Source organism: Streptomyces pseudovenezuelae (genome assembly GCF_001513955.1).
In the GTDB taxonomy this organism is placed as follows: Bacteria; Actinomycetota; Actinomycetes; order Streptomycetales; family Streptomycetaceae; genus Streptomyces; species Streptomyces pseudovenezuelae.
In genome coordinates this window covers 385,178-402,155 of record NZ_KQ948146.1, presented here as the reverse complement: position 1 = coordinate 402,155, position 16,978 = coordinate 385,178, and the positions used below count along the sequence as shown (strand labels likewise).

Annotated in this window: 12 protein-coding genes and 2 pseudogenes; 4 read left to right on the top strand and 10 right to left on the bottom strand. The window is 72.5% G+C overall.

Annotated features, from left to right (window positions below; genetic code table 11):
* Positions 1-17 precede the first annotated feature (17 nt).
* The 6 genes from AQI94_RS13915 to AQI94_RS13890 all read right to left on the bottom strand — a co-directional run bounded on the left by AQI94_RS13915 (position 18) and on the right by AQI94_RS13890 (position 5,793).
* Complete coding sequence (locus tag AQI94_RS13915) at positions 18-428, bottom strand: nuclear transport factor 2 family protein (RefSeq protein ID WP_031046766.1); 411 nt, start codon at positions 426-428, stop codon at positions 18-20.
* 2 nt (positions 429-430) lie between these two features.
* Positions 431-1,237, bottom strand: a complete 807-nt coding sequence (locus AQI94_RS13910; RefSeq protein WP_031046768.1) for an MBL fold metallo-hydrolase — start codon at positions 1,235-1,237, stop codon at positions 431-433.
* A gap of 49 nt (positions 1,238-1,286) precedes the next feature.
* Positions 1,287-1,898: a DsbA family protein gene (locus AQI94_RS13905; protein ID WP_031046771.1), complete on the bottom strand. Its 612-nt coding sequence runs from the start codon at positions 1,896-1,898 to the stop codon at positions 1,287-1,289.
* Positions 1,899-2,046: 148 nt separating this feature from the next.
* The gene (locus tag AQI94_RS13900; RefSeq protein ID WP_031046774.1) at positions 2,047-2,550 is read right to left on the bottom strand and encodes a MarR family winged helix-turn-helix transcriptional regulator; all 504 of its coding nucleotides are present in this window, start codon (positions 2,548-2,550) and stop codon (positions 2,047-2,049) included.
* 64 nt (positions 2,551-2,614) lie between these two features.
* Positions 2,615-3,595: an aldo/keto reductase gene (locus AQI94_RS13895; protein ID WP_031046778.1), complete on the bottom strand. Its 981-nt coding sequence runs from the start codon at positions 3,593-3,595 to the stop codon at positions 2,615-2,617.
* A gap of 89 nt (positions 3,596-3,684) precedes the next feature.
* Positions 3,685-5,793, bottom strand: a complete 2,109-nt coding sequence (locus tag AQI94_RS13890; protein WP_037942630.1) for a sensor histidine kinase — start codon at positions 5,791-5,793, stop codon at positions 3,685-3,687.
* 178 nt (positions 5,794-5,971) lie between these two features.
* Here AQI94_RS13890 and AQI94_RS13885 point away from each other — a divergent pair, with 178 nt between their 5' ends.
* Positions 5,972-6,712: an SDR family oxidoreductase gene (locus tag AQI94_RS13885; RefSeq protein ID WP_031046785.1), complete on the top strand. Its 741-nt coding sequence runs from the start codon at positions 5,972-5,974 to the stop codon at positions 6,710-6,712.
* A gap of 140 nt (positions 6,713-6,852) precedes the next feature.
* Here AQI94_RS13885 and sigJ read toward each other — a convergent pair whose 3' ends face one another.
* A complete protein-coding gene (sigJ, locus tag AQI94_RS13880; protein ID WP_031046790.1) occupies positions 6,853-7,770 on the bottom strand; it encodes an RNA polymerase sigma factor SigJ in 918 nt (305 codons plus the stop codon).
* 219 nt (positions 7,771-7,989) lie between these two features.
* Here sigJ and AQI94_RS45575 point away from each other — a divergent pair.
* Positions 7,990-8,440, top strand: a pseudogene (locus AQI94_RS45575) (LLM class flavin-dependent oxidoreductase); the annotation flags it as partial.
* A gap of 42 nt (positions 8,441-8,482) precedes the next feature.
* Here the strand turns inward: AQI94_RS45575 and AQI94_RS13875 are convergent.
* Positions 8,483-9,604, bottom strand: a complete 1,122-nt coding sequence (locus tag AQI94_RS13875) for a PP2C family protein-serine/threonine phosphatase (protein WP_031046792.1) — start codon at positions 9,602-9,604, stop codon at positions 8,483-8,485.
* A 310-nt stretch (positions 9,605-9,914) separates the two neighbouring features.
* Here AQI94_RS13875 and AQI94_RS13870 point away from each other — a divergent pair, with 310 nt between their 5' ends.
* A complete protein-coding gene (locus AQI94_RS13870) occupies positions 9,915-10,817 on the top strand; it encodes a LysR family transcriptional regulator (protein WP_031046794.1) in 903 nt (300 codons plus the stop codon).
* Between the two features lie 61 nt (positions 10,818-10,878).
* On the opposite strand, the pseudogene AQI94_RS13865 reads toward AQI94_RS13870, so the two are convergent.
* Positions 10,879-12,137, bottom strand: a pseudogene (locus tag AQI94_RS13865) (MFS transporter).
* Between the two features lie 169 nt (positions 12,138-12,306).
* Entirely contained in the window at positions 12,307-14,019 is a 1,713-nt protein-coding gene (locus AQI94_RS13860; protein ID WP_079062541.1) for a helix-turn-helix domain-containing protein, read from the bottom strand.
* A 1,187-nt stretch (positions 14,020-15,206) separates the two neighbouring features.
* Between AQI94_RS13860 and AQI94_RS13855 the strand changes: the two genes are divergently transcribed.
* Positions 15,207-16,949, top strand: coding sequence for an FAD-dependent oxidoreductase (locus tag AQI94_RS13855; protein WP_031053412.1), 1,743 nt, complete (start codon positions 15,207-15,209; stop codon positions 16,947-16,949).
* The last annotated feature ends 29 nt before the right edge of the window (positions 16,950-16,978 follow it).

Sequence of the window (16,978 nt, the reverse complement as noted above, 5' to 3'; positions counted from 1 at the left end):
GCTGCCGCCGCGGCGTCTCAGGCCGTCATGGCCTGGCGGACGAGCGCGGTGTCGACGAACTGTTCGAAGCGGACGATGAGTCCGCCGCGTACGACGAAGTGGTGCGCGACGCGGACGTCGATCCGTTTGCCGGTGGCCTTGTTGGCCGCGGTGTAGCGGGCCAGGACGACGACGTTCTCGCCGTCGACGACGTAGGTGTCGTCGTGAGCGGTCCAGCCGTCCCAGTCCTTGCCGAGCTGTTCCATGACGTTGGAGGTGACCCCGTCGGGAGTGCGGTAGGTCCCGGCCAGCGGGAAGCCGGCCATCTCGGTCCACTCCACGTCGGGGGCGAGGGTGGCGCGCAGGGCTTCCAGGTCCCCGGCGGCGGAGGCGAGGTACTGGCGGCGGACGACGTCGGCGGGGGCCGTCGACAAGGCGAACTGGCTCATGGTCAGCCCCACTTCATCTCGCCCTTGGCGACCTTCGCACCGATCTGGGCGGCGATCAGCATGCCGTTGTCCGGGTACCGCTTGACGAGTGCCTCGGTGAGCGCGGCGCCGTCGGCGGCCTTGCCGAGCTCTTCCTCGAAGGCGATCAGGTATTCGCGGGTGGCGGTGATCGCGGAGGCGTCGGCGGCGGTGCCGGGCAGGCGGTGGCCGGGCACGACCAACTCCGGTGCCAGGGCGGCCATTTCGTCGAGCAGGTCGATCCAGGCGGCGCGGTCGTCGGGGGTGGGGGTGTCGGCGACCCAGACGTGCTCCTGCTGGAAGAGCAGGACGCCGCCGAGCAGCGCGCGGGACTCGGCCTGCCACAGGTAGTGGCGGTCGGGCAGGCCGGCCGGGCCGCCCTTGAGGTCGAAGGTGTGGCCCTCCAGGCTGAGGTCGCCGGTGAGGGGTTCGAGGTCGACCAGGCGGGTGGGGAGGTTGGCGCCGAGCGCGGCCCAGGCCTTGAGCTTGCCCTCGTAGGAGTGGGCGATGTGCTCGATGACGATCGGGGTCGCGACGAACTTCGCCTCCGGGAAGGCGTCGGCGATCACCTCGGCGCCGAAGTAGAAGTCCGGGTCGGCGTGGGAGACGAAGACGGTGGTCAGCGTCTTGCCGGAGTCGATGATCTCGGCGGCCAGGCGGTGGCCGTCGGCGCGAGTGAACGCGGCGTCCACCAGCAGCGCCTCGCTCTCACCAGTGACGAGGGTCGCCGTCTTGTTCTTGCTGCCGGCCGGGAAATCGAGGTCGAGGACCTTGAAAGAGAGAGTGCTCATGCTCTTGCTCCTTGCGGGGTGGGTGGGGAGGCGGGGGTGCGGGGTGCGGTCAGGAAAGGCTCGCGAGCAGCCGCTCGATCTCGTCGGCGCGGGCGCTGCCCTGGGCCAGCCGGACGACACGCTCGCCGTCGACGGCGAGCAGGGTGGGGAAACCGGTGACGCCCAGTTCGGCGCTGCGGCGGAAGTCCGCCCGGGCCTCCGCCGCCGCCTCGGGAGCCTCGAAGGCGGCGACCACGGCCTCGGCGTCCAGCCCTGCGTCCGCGGCGAGCTTCCGGTAGGTCGCCGGGTCGGACAGGCTCAGGCCGTCGACGTAGAAGGCCTTCTGGAGGTCCGTGGCCAGTTCCGCGGCCCGCTCCGGTGCGGCCCGGCGCAGGGCGGCGACACCGCGGGCGGCGGCCTCGGAGTCCATGACGAAGGAACCGTCGGCGATCAGCCGCTCGTAGCCCTCGCCGAACCGGGCACCGGTCAGCTCGGCGATCTGGGCGTTGGCCCCCTGGACGTAGCCGAACTCCCGGATCGGGACCCGCCTGGCGCCGGTGAACAGCCCGCCGGAGACGACCTCGACCGGCAGTTCGGGGTGACGTGCGACGAGTTCGCGCAAGGGGGCGGAGAAACCGTGGGACCAGCCGCAGTAGGCGTCGAAGACGTAGACGAGCTTCATCGAGGACCTCGGGGGACGTGGGGTCCGCCTGGTGCGGACACTCACCCCCGCCAACATTATCTGACGCGTCAGATATTTCAACGCGGGAAGGCCCGGTCGAGTGATCTGCGTCGCAGCGGACCGCTCGGCGCGGCCGGGCCGCCGGGGGTCAGGGCAGCTGGGGCAGGGAGTCCCGGGCCGCGTGGCTGAGGATGCGCAGGTCCTCGGCGAAGCGTTCGCGGTGGGCGGCCGGGAGGGGATCCAGGAAGTACCGCTTTATGTTCTCCACGTGGAGCCGGGAAGCGCGTACGACGGTCTCCTCGCCCAGAGGGGTCAGACGCACCAGGCGTCCCCGCCGGTCGTCCGGGTCCGTGACGCGGCGCACGAGACCCGCCGCCTCCATGCGGTCGACCAGCCGCGTCGCCCCGCCCGTGCTGAGCACCTGCTCCTGACCGATCGCCCGCATCGACAGGCCCGGCTCGCCCGCCCGTCCCAGGATCAGCAGCACCTCGTACATCAGATGGCTGATCCCGCACTCCTCCTCGATCCGCCGACCGAGGATGTACTCCAGCCGGTTCGCCGCGCCCTGGAGCCGCCCGAACGCCAGGACCAGCGCGTCGTCCGCCGCCTCCTTGGCGTTCGTGATCTCCCTCTGCGCGTCCTGCTCGCCCACGGCACCTCCGTATGTCTCCGGAGAGGGAACCTATCGCGCCCGATCGCCCGGGTGCGCGTGCACGTCACGGCACGGGCGCCCGTTCGTCCAGGAGTCCCTCGCCGCGCAGGTCGTCCCACAGCCGGGCCGGGATCTCCACGCCGAACGCCGCCGTGTTGCTGCGCACCTCCTCCGCCGACCGCATGCCGACGACGATGCCCGCGACCGCCGGGTGCCGGAGCGGGAACGCCATCGCCAGCTGCGGGAGGGTCACGCCGTGCGCCTCGCAGACGTCGGCGATCCGGTGCGCGCGCCGTACGAGCCCCGGCGCGGCGGGGGCGTAGTCGAAGGTGCTGCCCTCGGTGGGGCGGGCGGTGGCGAGCAGACCGGAGTTGAAGACCGACGCCGCGAGGACCGAGACCCCGCGATCCGTGCAGGCGGGCAGGAGTTCGTCCAGGGCACTGTGGTCCAGGAGCGTGTACCGGCCGGACAGCATCACGACGTCGACGTCCGACTCCCTGACCAGCCGGCTCAGTTTGCCGGGGTGGTACATCCCCGCGCCGATCGCGCCCACCACGCCCTGGGCGCGGAGTTCGGCGAGAGCCGGGTAGCCCTCGCGCAACGCGTCCTCGAAACGCTCCTCCGCGTCGTGCAGGAACAGCACGTCGATGCGGTCCACGCCCATCCGCTCCAGCGAGTCCGCCACACTGCGCAGCACACCGTCGCGCGTGAAGTCCCACACCCTGCGGTGGGTGGCGGGCACCGCGAAGCTCTCGTCCGTACGGCCCGCCGGGTCCTGCGGCACCAGCAGCCGGCCGACCTTCGTCGAGAGGGTGAACTCCTCGCGCGGCCGGTCCCGGAGCAGGGCGCCGGTGCGGCGTTCGGAGTGGCCGATGCCGTAGTGCGGGGAGGTGTCGAAGTAGCGGATCCCGCTGTCCCAGGCCGCCTCCAGGGCGCCCGCGGCCGTCTCGTCGTCCAGCGGTGCGAAGAGTCCGCCGAGCGGACCGCCACCGAAGCCCAGCTCCGTGACGTGCACATCGGTCGTTCCGAGCCGGTTCCGCCTCATCCACCGTTCCCCTCGTAGGGTCGGACCCCCAACGATCATCCTGCCGTGACACGGGCCCCGGGACCAAGGCGATTTACCGTGCCGGCCGCCTACCGGTCGTTCCAGGCCTCGTAACCGCGGGCGGCCCCCTCGGGGAAGCCGGTGTCCGCGTAGGCCGCCAGGGCCATGGTGTCGACGTCGGACTCCGTACCCGCGCCTCGGTAGGTGATCGTGTCCGGGAGCATCGCCAGAGCCGTCGTGCCCTGGCCCCCCTCCGAGGGGCGCAGCTGGACGCGGATGCCGTGCCGGTCCGCGAGCCGGCCGACCACGTACAGGCCCATGCGCTGGGAGATCGCCACGTCCACGGTGGGCGGCTCGGCCAGGTGGTGGTTGATGTCGGCCAGCTCCTCCGGCGGCAGCCCGATGCCCCGGTCGTGGATCTCGACCATGATCCGGCCGTCGGGCAGCCGCGCCGCCGTGACGTGGACCCGGGACTGCGGCGGCGAGAACGTCGTCGCGTTCTCCAGGAGTTCGGCCAGCAGGTGCACCAGGTCGGTCACCGCGCGGCCGTGGATCTCGGCCTCCGGGACCCCCGACAGCTCGACCCGCTCGTACTGCTCGACCTCCGAGGCGGCGGCGCGGATCACGTCGACCAGGGGCAGGGGCTGGTCCCACTGCTGGGCGGGGGTCTCGCCGCCGAGCACGAGGAGGTTCTCGCCGTTGCGGCGCACACGGGTGGCGAGATGGTCCAGCTTGAAGAGGTTCTCCAACTGGTCGGGGTCGGCCTCCTTGCCCTCCAGACTGGTGATCAGGGCGAGTTGACGCTCGATCAGCGACTGGTTGCGGCGCGCCAGGTTGCTGAAGATCGTGTTGATGTTGGCGCGCAGCAGCGCCTGTTCGGCGGCGAGCCGGACGGCCTCGCGGTGCACGTGGTCGAAGGCGCGGGCCACCTCGCCGATCTCGTCCGTGGTGGTGATCGGGATCGTCGCCACCCGGGCGTCCACCCGCCCGGGGATGGCCCGGGTGAGCTGGGTGAGCAGCGCGGGAAGACGCTGCTCGGCGATCTCGTGGGCCGAGGCGCTGAGCCGGCGCATGCTGCTGCTCATCGTCCGGGCTACCCAGGCGGCGAGCAGGAACGCGGCGAGGACCGCGGCCAGGACCAGGGCGGCGTTCAGGATGGCGTCGTTGCGGGCGTCGTCGGCGATGCTGTGGGCGTCCGCCAGCGCGCTGTCGGTGAGGTACACCTCGACACCGCGGTACGCGTCGAAGCTGAGGGTGGAGGCGGCGAAGAACGTCTCGGGTGTGATGCCCTGCGCGGCGAGCTGAGCCGCCGACTTGCCCGTGGCGATCTCGGCGGCCATCTTCTCCAGGCTCGGCGGGGCCACGAAGGTCCGCCCCGCCGCCTCGGCCTGTGTCCGGGCCTTGGCGGCCTGTTCCCGGCCCAGCTTCTCCGCGTCGGACAGCGCCTTGCGCAGCCGGGTCATGTCACCGGCGGTGCCGGCGCCGGCGTACTCCTGGAGCGCGACCTGTTCGAGATAGACGTAGGAGCTGAACGAGCCGAGCTGGGCCTGGAGTTCACCCGGGGCGAGCTTGTCGCGGTCCTCGACCAGGAGGTGGGTGCCGATCGCCCGGATGAGGGACTCGGCGGCCTGGGTGAGGGAGACGGCGTAGAGGGTGCGGCCGAAGCTCGCCTGGTTGTTGCTGCCGAAGCCGAGTTCGTTGGAGATCTCCATCAGCGGGTGCTGGACGGCGTGGTAGCTCTCCTCGGTCTGGACGCCGGTCAGCCGGGAGGTGAAGGCGTTCGCGCGCACGGTCGCGAGCTGCTTCTCGCCGATGCGGACGAGTTCGACCCGGCGTTGCAGTCCGGCGGTCTGCGGCATCCGCTGCACCGCCTCGTCGAACCTCCTCGCGTCCGCGTCCGTGACCGCCCGGGCCTTCGCGACCACACTCGCCGTCCGGTCGCCCTTGACCAGGGGAATGACCGACACATCACGCTCGTCGATGGCGTCGCTGGCGTACTTGTTCGCGGCCTGGACGAGCTCGGCCACGCGGACCGCGTCGTCGGCGTTCTGCCAGGTGTCCACGGAACGCTTGACCCGTATGCCGCCGAGGACAAGCGCGACGATCACCGGGATGAGAAGGATGGCCTGGAGCTTTCTGGCCACGCGCCAGTTGCGCGTTCCCCAGCCCCGGCGGATGGCGGTCGGTGTGTTCGACAAGATGGCCTCACGGTTCTGGTTCGCCTCGCGTCCACTTCTAAGAACGCGGCGCACCGGGGTGGTTGTTCAGATCATCCGCCCCGCCGCCGTTCCGCCGCAGTCGGATGCCCCGACTGTCACAGATCCCGCCGCTGCCTTGTCCTGCTTGGGAAACCCCGAACACGAACAGGAGACACAGATGAAGATCGTCGTCGTCGGAGGTACGGGCCGCATCGGGTCGCAGGTGGTGACCCTGCTCCAGGACCGCGGTCACGAGGCCGTGGCGGCCGCGCCCAGCACGGGCGTCGACACCCTCACCGGGGAGGGCCTGACCGAGGTCCTCAAGGGCGCGGACGTGGTCGTGGACGTGGCGAACTCCCCGTCCTTCGAGAAGGAGGCCGCCCTCGACTTCTTCACCCGCGCGATGCGCAATCTCACCGCGGCGGAGCGTGAGGCCGGGGTACGCCATCACGTGGCGCTGTCCATCATCGGCGTCGACGAGGTGCCCGGGCTCGGCTACTACCTGGCCAAGGTCGCCCAGGAGGAGGCCGTGCGCGGGAGCGGTGTGCCCTTCAGCATCGTGCGGGTCGGACAGTTCTTCGAGTTCGTCGCGCCGGTGATGGACCTGACCACCCAGGGCCAGGAGGTGCGCCTGCCCTCCACGCAGCTGCGCCCGATCGCCGCCGCGGACGTCGCCGCCGTCGTCGCCGAGACGGCCCTGGGCGAGCCCGTGAACGGCCTGCGCCTCAAGGCGGGCCCCGAGGTCCACCGCCTGGACCGGCTCGCGGAGCTCACCCTGGCGGCGAGGCCGGACGGCCGCACCGTCGTCACCGACGAGAGCGCCGGGATGTTCGCGGGCATCCCGGACGGTGTCCTGACCGGCGACGACGCCGTGGACACGGCGGCCACCCGCTACGAGGACTGGCTCCGGCGGAACTGACCCCCGGCGGGCGGGCGGGCGGGCTCGGCCTGGCGGGTGGGCGGGCGGACCGGACCGGTTCCGGGCCACCGCTGCGGACCGGACCGGTTCCGGGGGCCACTGCTGCGGACCGGGCCGGCCCCCGGCACCGCCGCAAGGGGCTACGGCTTCCGGCGTGCGAGCCGGTCCGACGACCGCTCGTACGCCCGGAGCTTCTCCGGCGCCAGCACCCAGTACAGGGCCTCGATGCCGTCCGCCCCGACCGTGGCGCTCACCAGACCGACGGTCTCGCCGCCCTTGCGGATGAGCAGGACGGGCAGACCGTTGGCCTCGGCGAAGGCGAACTCGGCCCCCGGGATGAGCTTGTCGACGAAGGCGCTGATCCTGGCCACCCGGCCCGCGCCCACCACCTCCAGGCGCGCCACGCCGCGCAGCCCGTTGCCGTCCGCGTAGGCCACCACGTCGGCCGACAGCACGCTCTCCAGGGCCGCCACGTCACCGTGCTGCGCCGCCGCGACGAAGGCGTCCAGCAGCCGGCGGTGCTCCACCGTGTCGACCGGACCACGGTGCTCGGCGGACAGCCGCTTGCGTGCCCGGCTGACGATCTGCCGCACATTGGCCTGGGTCAGCTGCACGATGCCCGCGATCTCGTCGTACGGGTAGTCGAACGCCTCCCGCAGCACATAGGCCGCCCGCTCCACGGGATTCAGCTTCTCCAGGACCAGCAGCACGGCCAGCTCCAGCGCCTCGCCGCGCTCCGCGCCGACCTGCGGATCCACACTGGTGTCCACGGGCTCCGGCAGCCACGGCCCGACGTACGCCTCCCGGCGCACCCGCGCCGACTGGGCCACGTTGATCGCCAGCCGCGTGGTGATCTTCGCCAGGAACGCCCCGGGAATGAGCACCGCGCTGCGGTCGGTGTCCTGCCACCGCAGCCACACGTCCTGCACCACGTCCTCGGCCTCGGACACACTGCCCAGGATCCGGTAGGCGATCCCGAACAGCCGGGGCCGCAGGCGCTGGAACGCGTCCGCCTCCTCGTCGAGAGAGCCGTCGGTCAGCGGCGGAAGCTTGTCCATGGAGCCGATGCTACGGCGGCCGCGCACCCCGCCGCGCACCCCGCCGGGACCACCGGCCCACGCCGCGACGTCCGGCCCGTCTCTCGGCTCCCCTGCCCCGGAGCGGTCGTCAAGTCGCCCCGCCAGGGCAGGAATTCCCGCGCACCGTAAGGCCGTTGAGCCGCACACACTCCGGGTGTTTCGGGCAGACCTCCGGGCGCGATCCTCCCTCGCCGGCCGCGGCTCCGGGAGTTCCTCACCGCACTGCGCCACGTGGTGGAGACGGGCGGCGCCGCCTTCAACGGCGAGCTGCTGACTGCCACCCACGGTGCCAGGTGCCGAACCGCCGGTGCCGGTCCTGGGCGCCGCCATGGCGCCGCAGACCCCGCGTGTCTCCGCGGAACTCGCCGACGGCATCCTGCCGTTGCCGACCGGACCACGCGCCCCGCCCCCCGCCCACACATCGAGTCGGCCGCCACCGCCGCGGCCGAGTCCGCGGGCCGCCCGCACCCCGGACCGCGGTCTTCGTGCCCGGCGTGGTCAACGTCGATGCCGAGGCCGTACAGCGGACCGCCGCCGTGACGCTCGCCTTCTACGAGCAGTGCTCTCTTACCGGCGTGTCCTCGGTCTCTCCGGTGTCACCCGGGCCGCTGGCCTCGCCGTCATCCGAGACGAGGACACCGTCGCCGCACCCGGCAGCCGCTCGGTGCAACCGGCGGACGGCTGGGCGGCATCAAAGGCGTGGGGAGCGGCGGACCGTCAGGACGGCGACGTCGTCGTGCGGGCCGCCGCGTCCGGCGAACGCGCGGGCGTCCTCGTGCAGGGCCTGCGGCAGCTCGGTGGGGGAGAGCCCGACGTACTTCGACAGGCGCTCGTCGACGGGGTAGAAGGTGCCGTCGGCGGAGCGCGTCTCCGTCAGGCCGTCGGTGCTCAGCAGCAGCGTCGCGCCCTCGGGGAAGTCGAACCAGCCCACGGTGGTGGGCTCGTGCGCGAGCTCGGCCAGGCCCAGCGGGACGCCGGGATCGAGGTCGGGGGTGGTGACCGTCCCGTGGTCCAGCACATGCGGCAGGACATGTCCGCAGTTGACGGCCTGCACCTCGGTCTCCGCGTCGACGCAGATGATGAGGGCGGTGACGAAGCGTTCGTCGTCGCCGGTGTGGGTGGCATAGGAGTTGTGCCGTACGACGGCCGCGTCCAGGGCGTCCACGAGCGCGGTGAGGGTGGGTTCGCGGTGGGCCGCCTCCCGGAAGGCGCCGATGACGGCGAACGCGGAGCCCACCGCGGCGAGCCCCTTGCCCTGCACGTCCCCGATCAGCACCCGGGTCCCGAAGGGCGAGTCGACGACGTCGTAGATGTCACCGCCGACGAGCCGCTCCTCCTGCAGGGGTTCGTACACGCCGTTGACCAGGACGTCGTCGGTGAGCAGGGGGAGGGGATGCAGGATGTGCCGCTGCATGGCCGCTGCGGTGGAACGCAGGCGCAGCATCGCGTGCTCGCGTCGGATCCGGCGGTGGCATCCGTAGACCGAGGTCGCGGCCAGGACGACGGTGAACAGGATCAGCAGGAGCCGGTCGAACCAGTGGCCCCCGTCGCGGTCCCGCAGCAGCACGCTGGCGGTGACGACGACGGTCGTCCACACGGCGACGAACGTGGTCTGCCGGACCGTGCCCAGCGCCGAGGCGGCGCCCGGCAGGAACACCAGGAGCCCGAGGAGCCACACCTCGGACCCGGACAGCACGCCCAGGGCCTCGACCAGGGCGGTCACGCCCACCACTCCGGCGACCAGTTCGGCGTCGCCCGGAGGTTCGATGGCGTCGAAGGTGTCGCCGGGTCTCTGGCGGCGGCTACCGGTCATGCGCGCTCCCGGGCAGGTGATGATCTGCCTCTACGGTATGCAGGCCCGCTCCGGCCCGGAGCGGCGCCCCGCCGATCGGGGGAGCGGCCGGACGCCCGCTGAACGCCTTTCGCGGGTACGACGGCGGGCGGCCGGTACCGGAGCGGTGCCGTCCGCACATCCTCGCGCAGGTGATCATTCCGGAGGCTGATGTCGTCCTCCGCCGGGTTGACGTCTACTCTGACCTCGCTGTGACAATCACGGTGATAAATCTCATGGATATGTCAGATCCACGATGTGGATGCTCGCTTCTAGCTGCTAGGTGGTGCCGGTGAACCTGTCCCGACTCGACCTCAACCTGGTCGTAGCCCTGCGCGCCCTCCTGGAGGAGCGCAACGTCACCCGGGCCGGCGAGCGGGTCGGGCTGAGCCAGCCCGCGATGAGCGCGGCCCTTTCCCGGCTGCGCCGCCATTTCGACGACGACCTGCTCGCCCGCACCGGCAACGCCTACGAACTCACCCCGCTCGGCGTGGCCCTGCGGGACCGCAGCGCCACCGCGTGCGATCTGCTGGAGCGGGTCTTCTCCAGCCAGCCCGACTTCGATCCGGCCGCCGAGACCCGCGAGTTCACCCTGCTGGCCTCCGACTACGGGGCGGCGGTCTTCGGATCGGCACTCGCCCGGTTACTGCACCGGGAGGCACCCGGCATCCGCCTCGCCTTCCAGCACCCGGCGCCCTCGGTCGTGGAGAACACGGGCACGGTACTGAGCACGGTCGACGGGCTGTTGATGCCGCACGGCATCATCGACGGCTTCCCCGCGGTGGACGTCCACCAGGACCGATGGCTGTGCATGGTCGCCGACGACAACCCCGAGGTGGGCGACGCCCTCACCCTCGACCAGCTCTCGAAGCTGCCCTGGGCGGTCTACCAGCGTCCCTACGACGCTCCCGCCGCGCGCCAGCTCAGCATGATCGGCGTCAGTCCCCGGGTCGAGGTGTCCGTGCAGACGTTCCAGCTGCTGCCCCTCATGGTCGAGGGCACCCGGCGGGTCGCGATGATCCAGGAACGGCTGGCCCGGCGGGCGGTGCGTTCCGCGGCGGTGCGGGTCCTGCCCTGTCCCTTCGAGGCGGTGCCGGTGCAGGAGGCGATGTGGTGGCATCCGGTGCACGCGCAGGACGCGGCGCACATCTGGCTGCGCCAGAAGGCGGCGGAGGTGGGGGCGACCTTGGAGTGAGGGCCCGCACGGCGGAGCCGCACAGGGCAGCGGCCCCGCGCCGCCCCCGAGGGGGCCGCCGTCAGATCACCTCATCCGGAACAGGACGTGCGCCCGGTGTCCCCACCCGTCGTCGTACGCCCATGAGCCCGGCGGCGACCAGCAGCGAGACCACGCCCAGAACCCCCACCGCACCCGCGAGGCTGCCCACGGCCGACTCCCCGGCCAGCAGCACCAGCGGGCACACGAACTCGCCGCCGAAGAACGCGGCCGTCCACAGTCCGGTCCCGCGCCCCCGGTCCTCGAAGGCCAACCGGGACATGGCACTCGTGAGAAGCGCCGGCAGCAGCATCCCCGTACCCACGCAGTTGATCACCGCGCCGGCCACCAGCAGGGGAGCGTTCCCCGCGAGGGACATCACTCCGAAACCGGCCGCGCACACCGCGAGCACGGCGGGCAGCATCGCCTCGGGCGAGCGCCTGCGGCTGGCGAAGGTGATCGCCCCGCCCACCGTGGCCGCACTGGCGATCGCCGTGGCCAGACCGATCACCCCCGAGTTCTCCACCCCGAGGTCGTCGAGCAGGTACGACATCTCGACCGGCACGGTTAGAACACCATCGCCCCGAAGAAGGTCAGCGCGCAGACCCCGCCCAACTGCCGCCAGGGAAAGCCCCGTCGAACACCGGCCGGGCTCACCTCCGCGGCCGGTCGCCCGGTGGGGCCGCGCAGGGCCGAGACCATCAGCGGCGCCAGCACCAGGCTCACGGCGTACACCCAGAACGGCACCCGCCAGCCTGCCGACCCCGCCGCGCCACCGAGCACGAAGAACACGGTCGCCGAGGCGGAGGCGCACATCGTCTGGAGCGCGAGGTACTTCACCCGCTGCCGCCCCGAGTAGTAGTCCCCGATCAGGGTCGTGCAGCACGTCATGATCGCGGCCTCGGTGACCCCGACCAGCGCCCGGCTCGCGATGATCGCGCCCAGGGACTCCAGCCAGAGCGGCGCGGCACCGAACACGGCGTACAACAGGGTCGACACGATCAGCAGGCACCTGCGCCCGAGCCGGTCCACGAGCACCCCGGCGAACGGCGCGAGCAACGCCAGGGCCAGTGCGGGAACGGTCAGCGCGAGCGGCACGAGGGCCTTGGCCCCCGGTACGGACGCGAAGTGGTCCTGCATCTTCGGCAGCACCGGGGCGATCAGCACCGCGCCCAGGATCGGTAGACAGCTGCCGGCCATCAGCAGGGTCACCCGCAGCAGATGAGCCGGGCCCGACACGGCGACGGGAGAAGCGGCGGTGTCGTCCACCGGGGCGGGGGACAGGGGCACGGATCCGGGCATGACGACTCCAGGGAACGGTGTACGGGGATCCGGCATGCCGCGAGCGGTACGCCCCCGGGGGCGCTCGGCAGTCCGGTGAGGTCCGCACTCCGGCGGCTGGTCCGGACAGCGGCGTGCGGGCTGGCACGACTATGGGCGGTCCGGGCGGTCCACCGCCATCCTCAACTTCTCAGCCCTCGTACTCCCGCAGTTTGCGATACAGCGTCGCCCGTCCGATGCCGAGGGCCGCCGCCGCGCGGGACTTGTTGCCGCCGTGGCGGTGCAGGGTCTCCAGGATCGCGGCGCGCTCGGCGTGCTCCATCGGGCTGAGCGGACGGGCGGCGGGGCCCTCCCGCACGGTGTCCGGCAGTTCGGCCCGGCGGACCGGCCCCGAGGCCCGCCGGTGTTCCGCCAGCGCCTGGACCACGTGGGCGAGTTCGGTGACGTTCCCGGGCCACGGATGCTGTTCGAGGGCGCGCAGGGCGTCCAGCGTCCAGGTCAGCGGAGGAGTCCCCGGCGCCGGGCGCGGCGCGAGGGCCGACAGCAACTCCCTCATGTCCTCGGTGCGTTCACGCAGCGGTGGCAGTACGACCGTGCGGGCGGCCAGCTTGTCGAGGAGCCGCTGGAGGCAGGGGCCGGGCGGAGTTCCCGGGGTGTGGGTGATCAGCAGCCGGGTGTCCGGGTGGGTGTCGAGCAGGGAGTTGAGCGTGGCCACGGCGGGCTGCGTCAGCCGCTCGGCGTGCCGGAGGACGAGGGGGACTCCGGCGGTCCGTTCCGCCAAGTCCCTTTCGAGTCGGCCCTCTTCGGCCGCGTCGACGAGCCGGACGTCGCCCGGCCCCAGCAACTCCCGGGCCAGCGCGGTCTTTCCCGTCCCCCGTTCACCGGTCAGCAGCACGGGTTCGGGGGAGCGGGCCAGTTCGGCGGCGCGCTCCACGGCGTACCGCCACGGGAGGGAGGACCCGGCCAGCCGGGGCAGTGGGCGCGGCCGGGGCCTCGGGGCGTCCTCGTCCCGTGGCTCCAGGACGGCCACGATCCCCACGACCGCGTCCTCCTGACGCACCAGGTCGATCCGGGCAGCGCAGCCTGCTCCTTCGGGCAACTCGGCGATCGCCGGCGCGTTGGAGTGCCGTGCCGTCGTCGCCGTACGCTCAAGGGCCCGCAGCACCTCCGGAGTCGCCAGCCGCTCCGCCGCCGCGCTGATCAGGCGGTTGCGGCCGTCCAGTGCGGCCACCGCACGGCTCTCTCCCCGCGTGGCGCGCAAGTAGGCGTCCAGCAGGACCTGTTCGGGCCGTCCCGCGCGGGCCAGCAGGGCGGCCTCGACCGCGGCGGCGGCGGCCTCGGCGAGCGCGGCCTGCGGGTGGGGCGGGCGTCCACCGCGCAGGTGGGAGGCGACGGTGAGGGTGCCGAGTGCCTGACCGCTCTTCGGCGCGAGCACCGGGACGCTGACCGCCGACACCTCCTGCCACAGGTCGAGGAAGTGCTCGGGGCCGTGCACCTCGGCCCGGCGCCGGCCGCGCAGGGCGAGGGCCGCGCTGTTGTGACCGACCTCCTGCTCCGACAGTCCCGGGCACGGGGCGATCCCGGGCGTGCTCCCGGACGTCCACAGCACCCGCAGCCGCGCGTCGGTGAGCAGGAGGACGGAGTTGCCGGTGCCCAGAGCGGGGGCGATCCGTTCGAGCACCGGACGGGCGGCGCCGAGCAGCGCCGACTCCACCGGCCGGGGCGGGCCGGCGACGGGTTCCTTCAAGTCGTGCGGCACACCGAAGAAGCGGGCCCGCCGCCATGCCGCGAGGACCTCTTCCGGCACACCGTCGGGCAGCGGGCGCCCGGCCAGGAAGCGCTCGCGCGCCACTCGCAGCGGTGGGCGGGCGTGGACTGCGGGGGAGGGCTCTGTGGTGGTCACGACCCACCCACCGTAGCGGGTTCGGTTGAACAGACAACGACCGCCCTGGGTGCCGGCGGTACCGGGTGCCCGGCATCCACCACGACGACCACGCGGGGCGGCCGTCCCGCACTCTGGCCAACTCCCGGGGCACTCCCCATACGGAACACACGGCACCCCGGCCGTCGTCGGACCGTCAACCGAGCTGCGCCCCCGCCGACATCCAGCGTGCCAACAAACCTGCACAGCCCCGTCCGGCCAGCACCTCTCCGGACCCGGCCCGCTGCCCACCCCGGGGGCGCCGGTTTCCGGTCTGCGGACCACTTCGCGCGGGCGCCGGGTTCCGTATGGCGCGCCGCTCTGCGGGTCTTCGCCTCGCCGTGAACCCCGCGGGGAGCCGATTCCCGGCGCTCGCGCGGGCGCGGGGTTCTGCACGGCGCGCTACTCCGCTCCGCGCAGCGATCGTCGCCTCCCTCGTCGCTCACTTCGCGCGGATGCCGGGTTCCGTATGGCGCGCCGCTCTGCTCCGCGCACCTGCCGCTGTCAGGTACTGCTTCTGCTCTTCGGCGCGCTGCGGGCTTGGCCTCGCCGCCGCCCCGCGCGGGCGCCGGTTCCCGGTCTGCGGATCATCTCGCGCGGGCGCGGGGTTCCGTATGGTGCGCCACTCCGCGCTGCGCAGCTGCCGTGGTCCGGTACTGCTTCTACTCCTCGGCGCGCAGCAGGTCTTCGCCTCGTCGCTCACCTCGCGCGGGCGCCGATCCCCGGCGTGGGGACCCTTCGCGCGGATGCCGGGGTCCTCCGGGTCCTGGCCTCGCCGCCGCCCCGCGCGGGCGCCGGTTCCCGGTCTGCGGATCATCTCGCGCGGGCGCGGGGTTCCGTATGGCGCGCCACTCCGCTCCGGGCAGTGGTCGCCACCTCCCTCGTCGCTCACCTCGCTCGCGCGGGCGCCGATCCCGGCGTGTGGACCACTTCGCGCGGATGCCGGGTTCCGTATGGCGCGCCTCTCCACTCCGCGCAGTGGTCGTCACCTCGCCGCCCACCCCCCCGGCAGCCGCCCCCCGTCCGGCAAGTCACCCCGACACCCTCGCCCCCGCCGCCCGGCGCCCCCCGCCCAGCCCCAGATGTCTCGTATTGAGACACCCGCGCACCGTCTCGTCCCAGCATGATCAAGACTGTCCGCCATCCGTGAGCCCCCGCCTGGAGCGCCCGTGTCCACCGTCGTTGAGACCGACGTCCTGATCGTAGGCAGCGGACCGGCCGGAGCCTCCGCCGCGCTCGCGCTGAGCAGCTACGGCGTGCCCAACATCGTCGTGACCCGCTACGCGAGCCTCGCCGACACCCCCCGTGCGCACATCACCAACCAGCGGACCATGGAGGTGCTGCGCGACCTCGGGGTCGAACAGGACGTCATCGCGCAGGCGACCCCGCAGCACCTGATGGGCAACACCACCTTCTGCACCAGCCTCGCCGGCGAGGAACTGGGCCGGGTGCGCTCATGGGGCAACGACCCGCTCGTCCAGGCCGCCCACGAACTCGCCAGCCCCACCCGCATGTGCGACATGCCGCAGCACCTCATGGAGCCCGTCCTCGTCGACGCCGCCGTCGCCCGCGGCACCAGCCTGCGCTTCCAGACCGAGTACCTCTCCCACACCCAGGACGCCGACGGCGTGACGGCCACCGTGCGGGACCGGCTGCGCGGGGACACGTACGAGATCCGCGCGAAGTATCTGATCGGCGCGGACGGCGGCCGTTCGAAGGTGGCCGAGGACGCCGGGCTCCCGATGAGCGGCCAGATGGGCGTGGCCGGCAGCATCAACATCGTCTTCGAGGCGGATCTCGGCAAGTACACCGCCCACCGGCCCTCCACCCTCTACTGGGTCCTCGCCCCGGGCGCGACCGTCGGCGGCATCGGCGCGGGTCTGGTGCGCTGTGTGCGGCCGTGGAACGAGTGGATGATCGTGTGGGGGTACGACGTCACGGCGGGCGCCCCCGATCTGACCACCGAGTACGCCGAGTCCGTCGTACGGCAGCTGATCGGCGACGACGAGAGCCCGGTGACCATCAAGTCGTCCTCGGCCTGGACCGTCAACGAGATGTACGCCGAGACCTACTCCCAGGGCCGGGTTTTCTGCGCCGGTGATGCCACCCACCGCCACCCGCCGTCCAACGGCCTCGGCTCCAACACCTCCATCCAGGACTCCTACAACCTCGCCTGGAAGCTGAAGCTCGTCCTCGACGGCACCGCCTCGCCGAAGCTCCTCGACACCTACACCGCAGAACGCGCCCCCGTGGGCAAGCAGGTCGTCACCCGGGCCAACCGGTCCATCGGCGAGACCGCCCCGATCTTCGAGGCCCTCGACGGACTCTCCCCGCAGACCCCCGAACAGCTGTGGGCCAACATCGCCGCCCGCAAGGACGCCGGCGAGGCCGCCGAGAAGCAGCGGGCCAGGCTCCGCGAGGCCATCGCCTTCAAGGTGTACGAGTTCAACGCGCACGGCGTCGACCTCAACCAGCGGTACGTCTCGGACGCGGTCGTCCCGGACGGGTCCGGCGAGGAGACCTTCGCGCGCGACCCCGAACTCCACCACCAACCCACCTCCCGCCCCGGCGCCCGCGTCCCGCACGCCTGGCTCACCTCCGGCACCCGCACCCTCTCCACCCTCGACACCGTCGGAAAGGGTCGCTTCACCCTGCTGACCGGCATCGGCGGCGAGGGCTGGATCCGGGCCGCGAAGGCGCAGGACGTCGAGATCGCCACCGTGGTCATCGGTCCCGGACAGCGGTACGAGGACCCGTACGGCGACTGGGCGCGCCTAAGCGAGATCTCCGACGCCGGCGCCCTGCTCGTACGGCCCGACGGGTTCGTCGCCTTCCGGCACCCGACCGCGGCCCCGGACGCCGAGGCGCTGCTCTCGGACGCGCTGCGGCGGATCCTCGGTCACGCCCGATAACGCGCGACCATGGCAGAAGCGGAACGCCG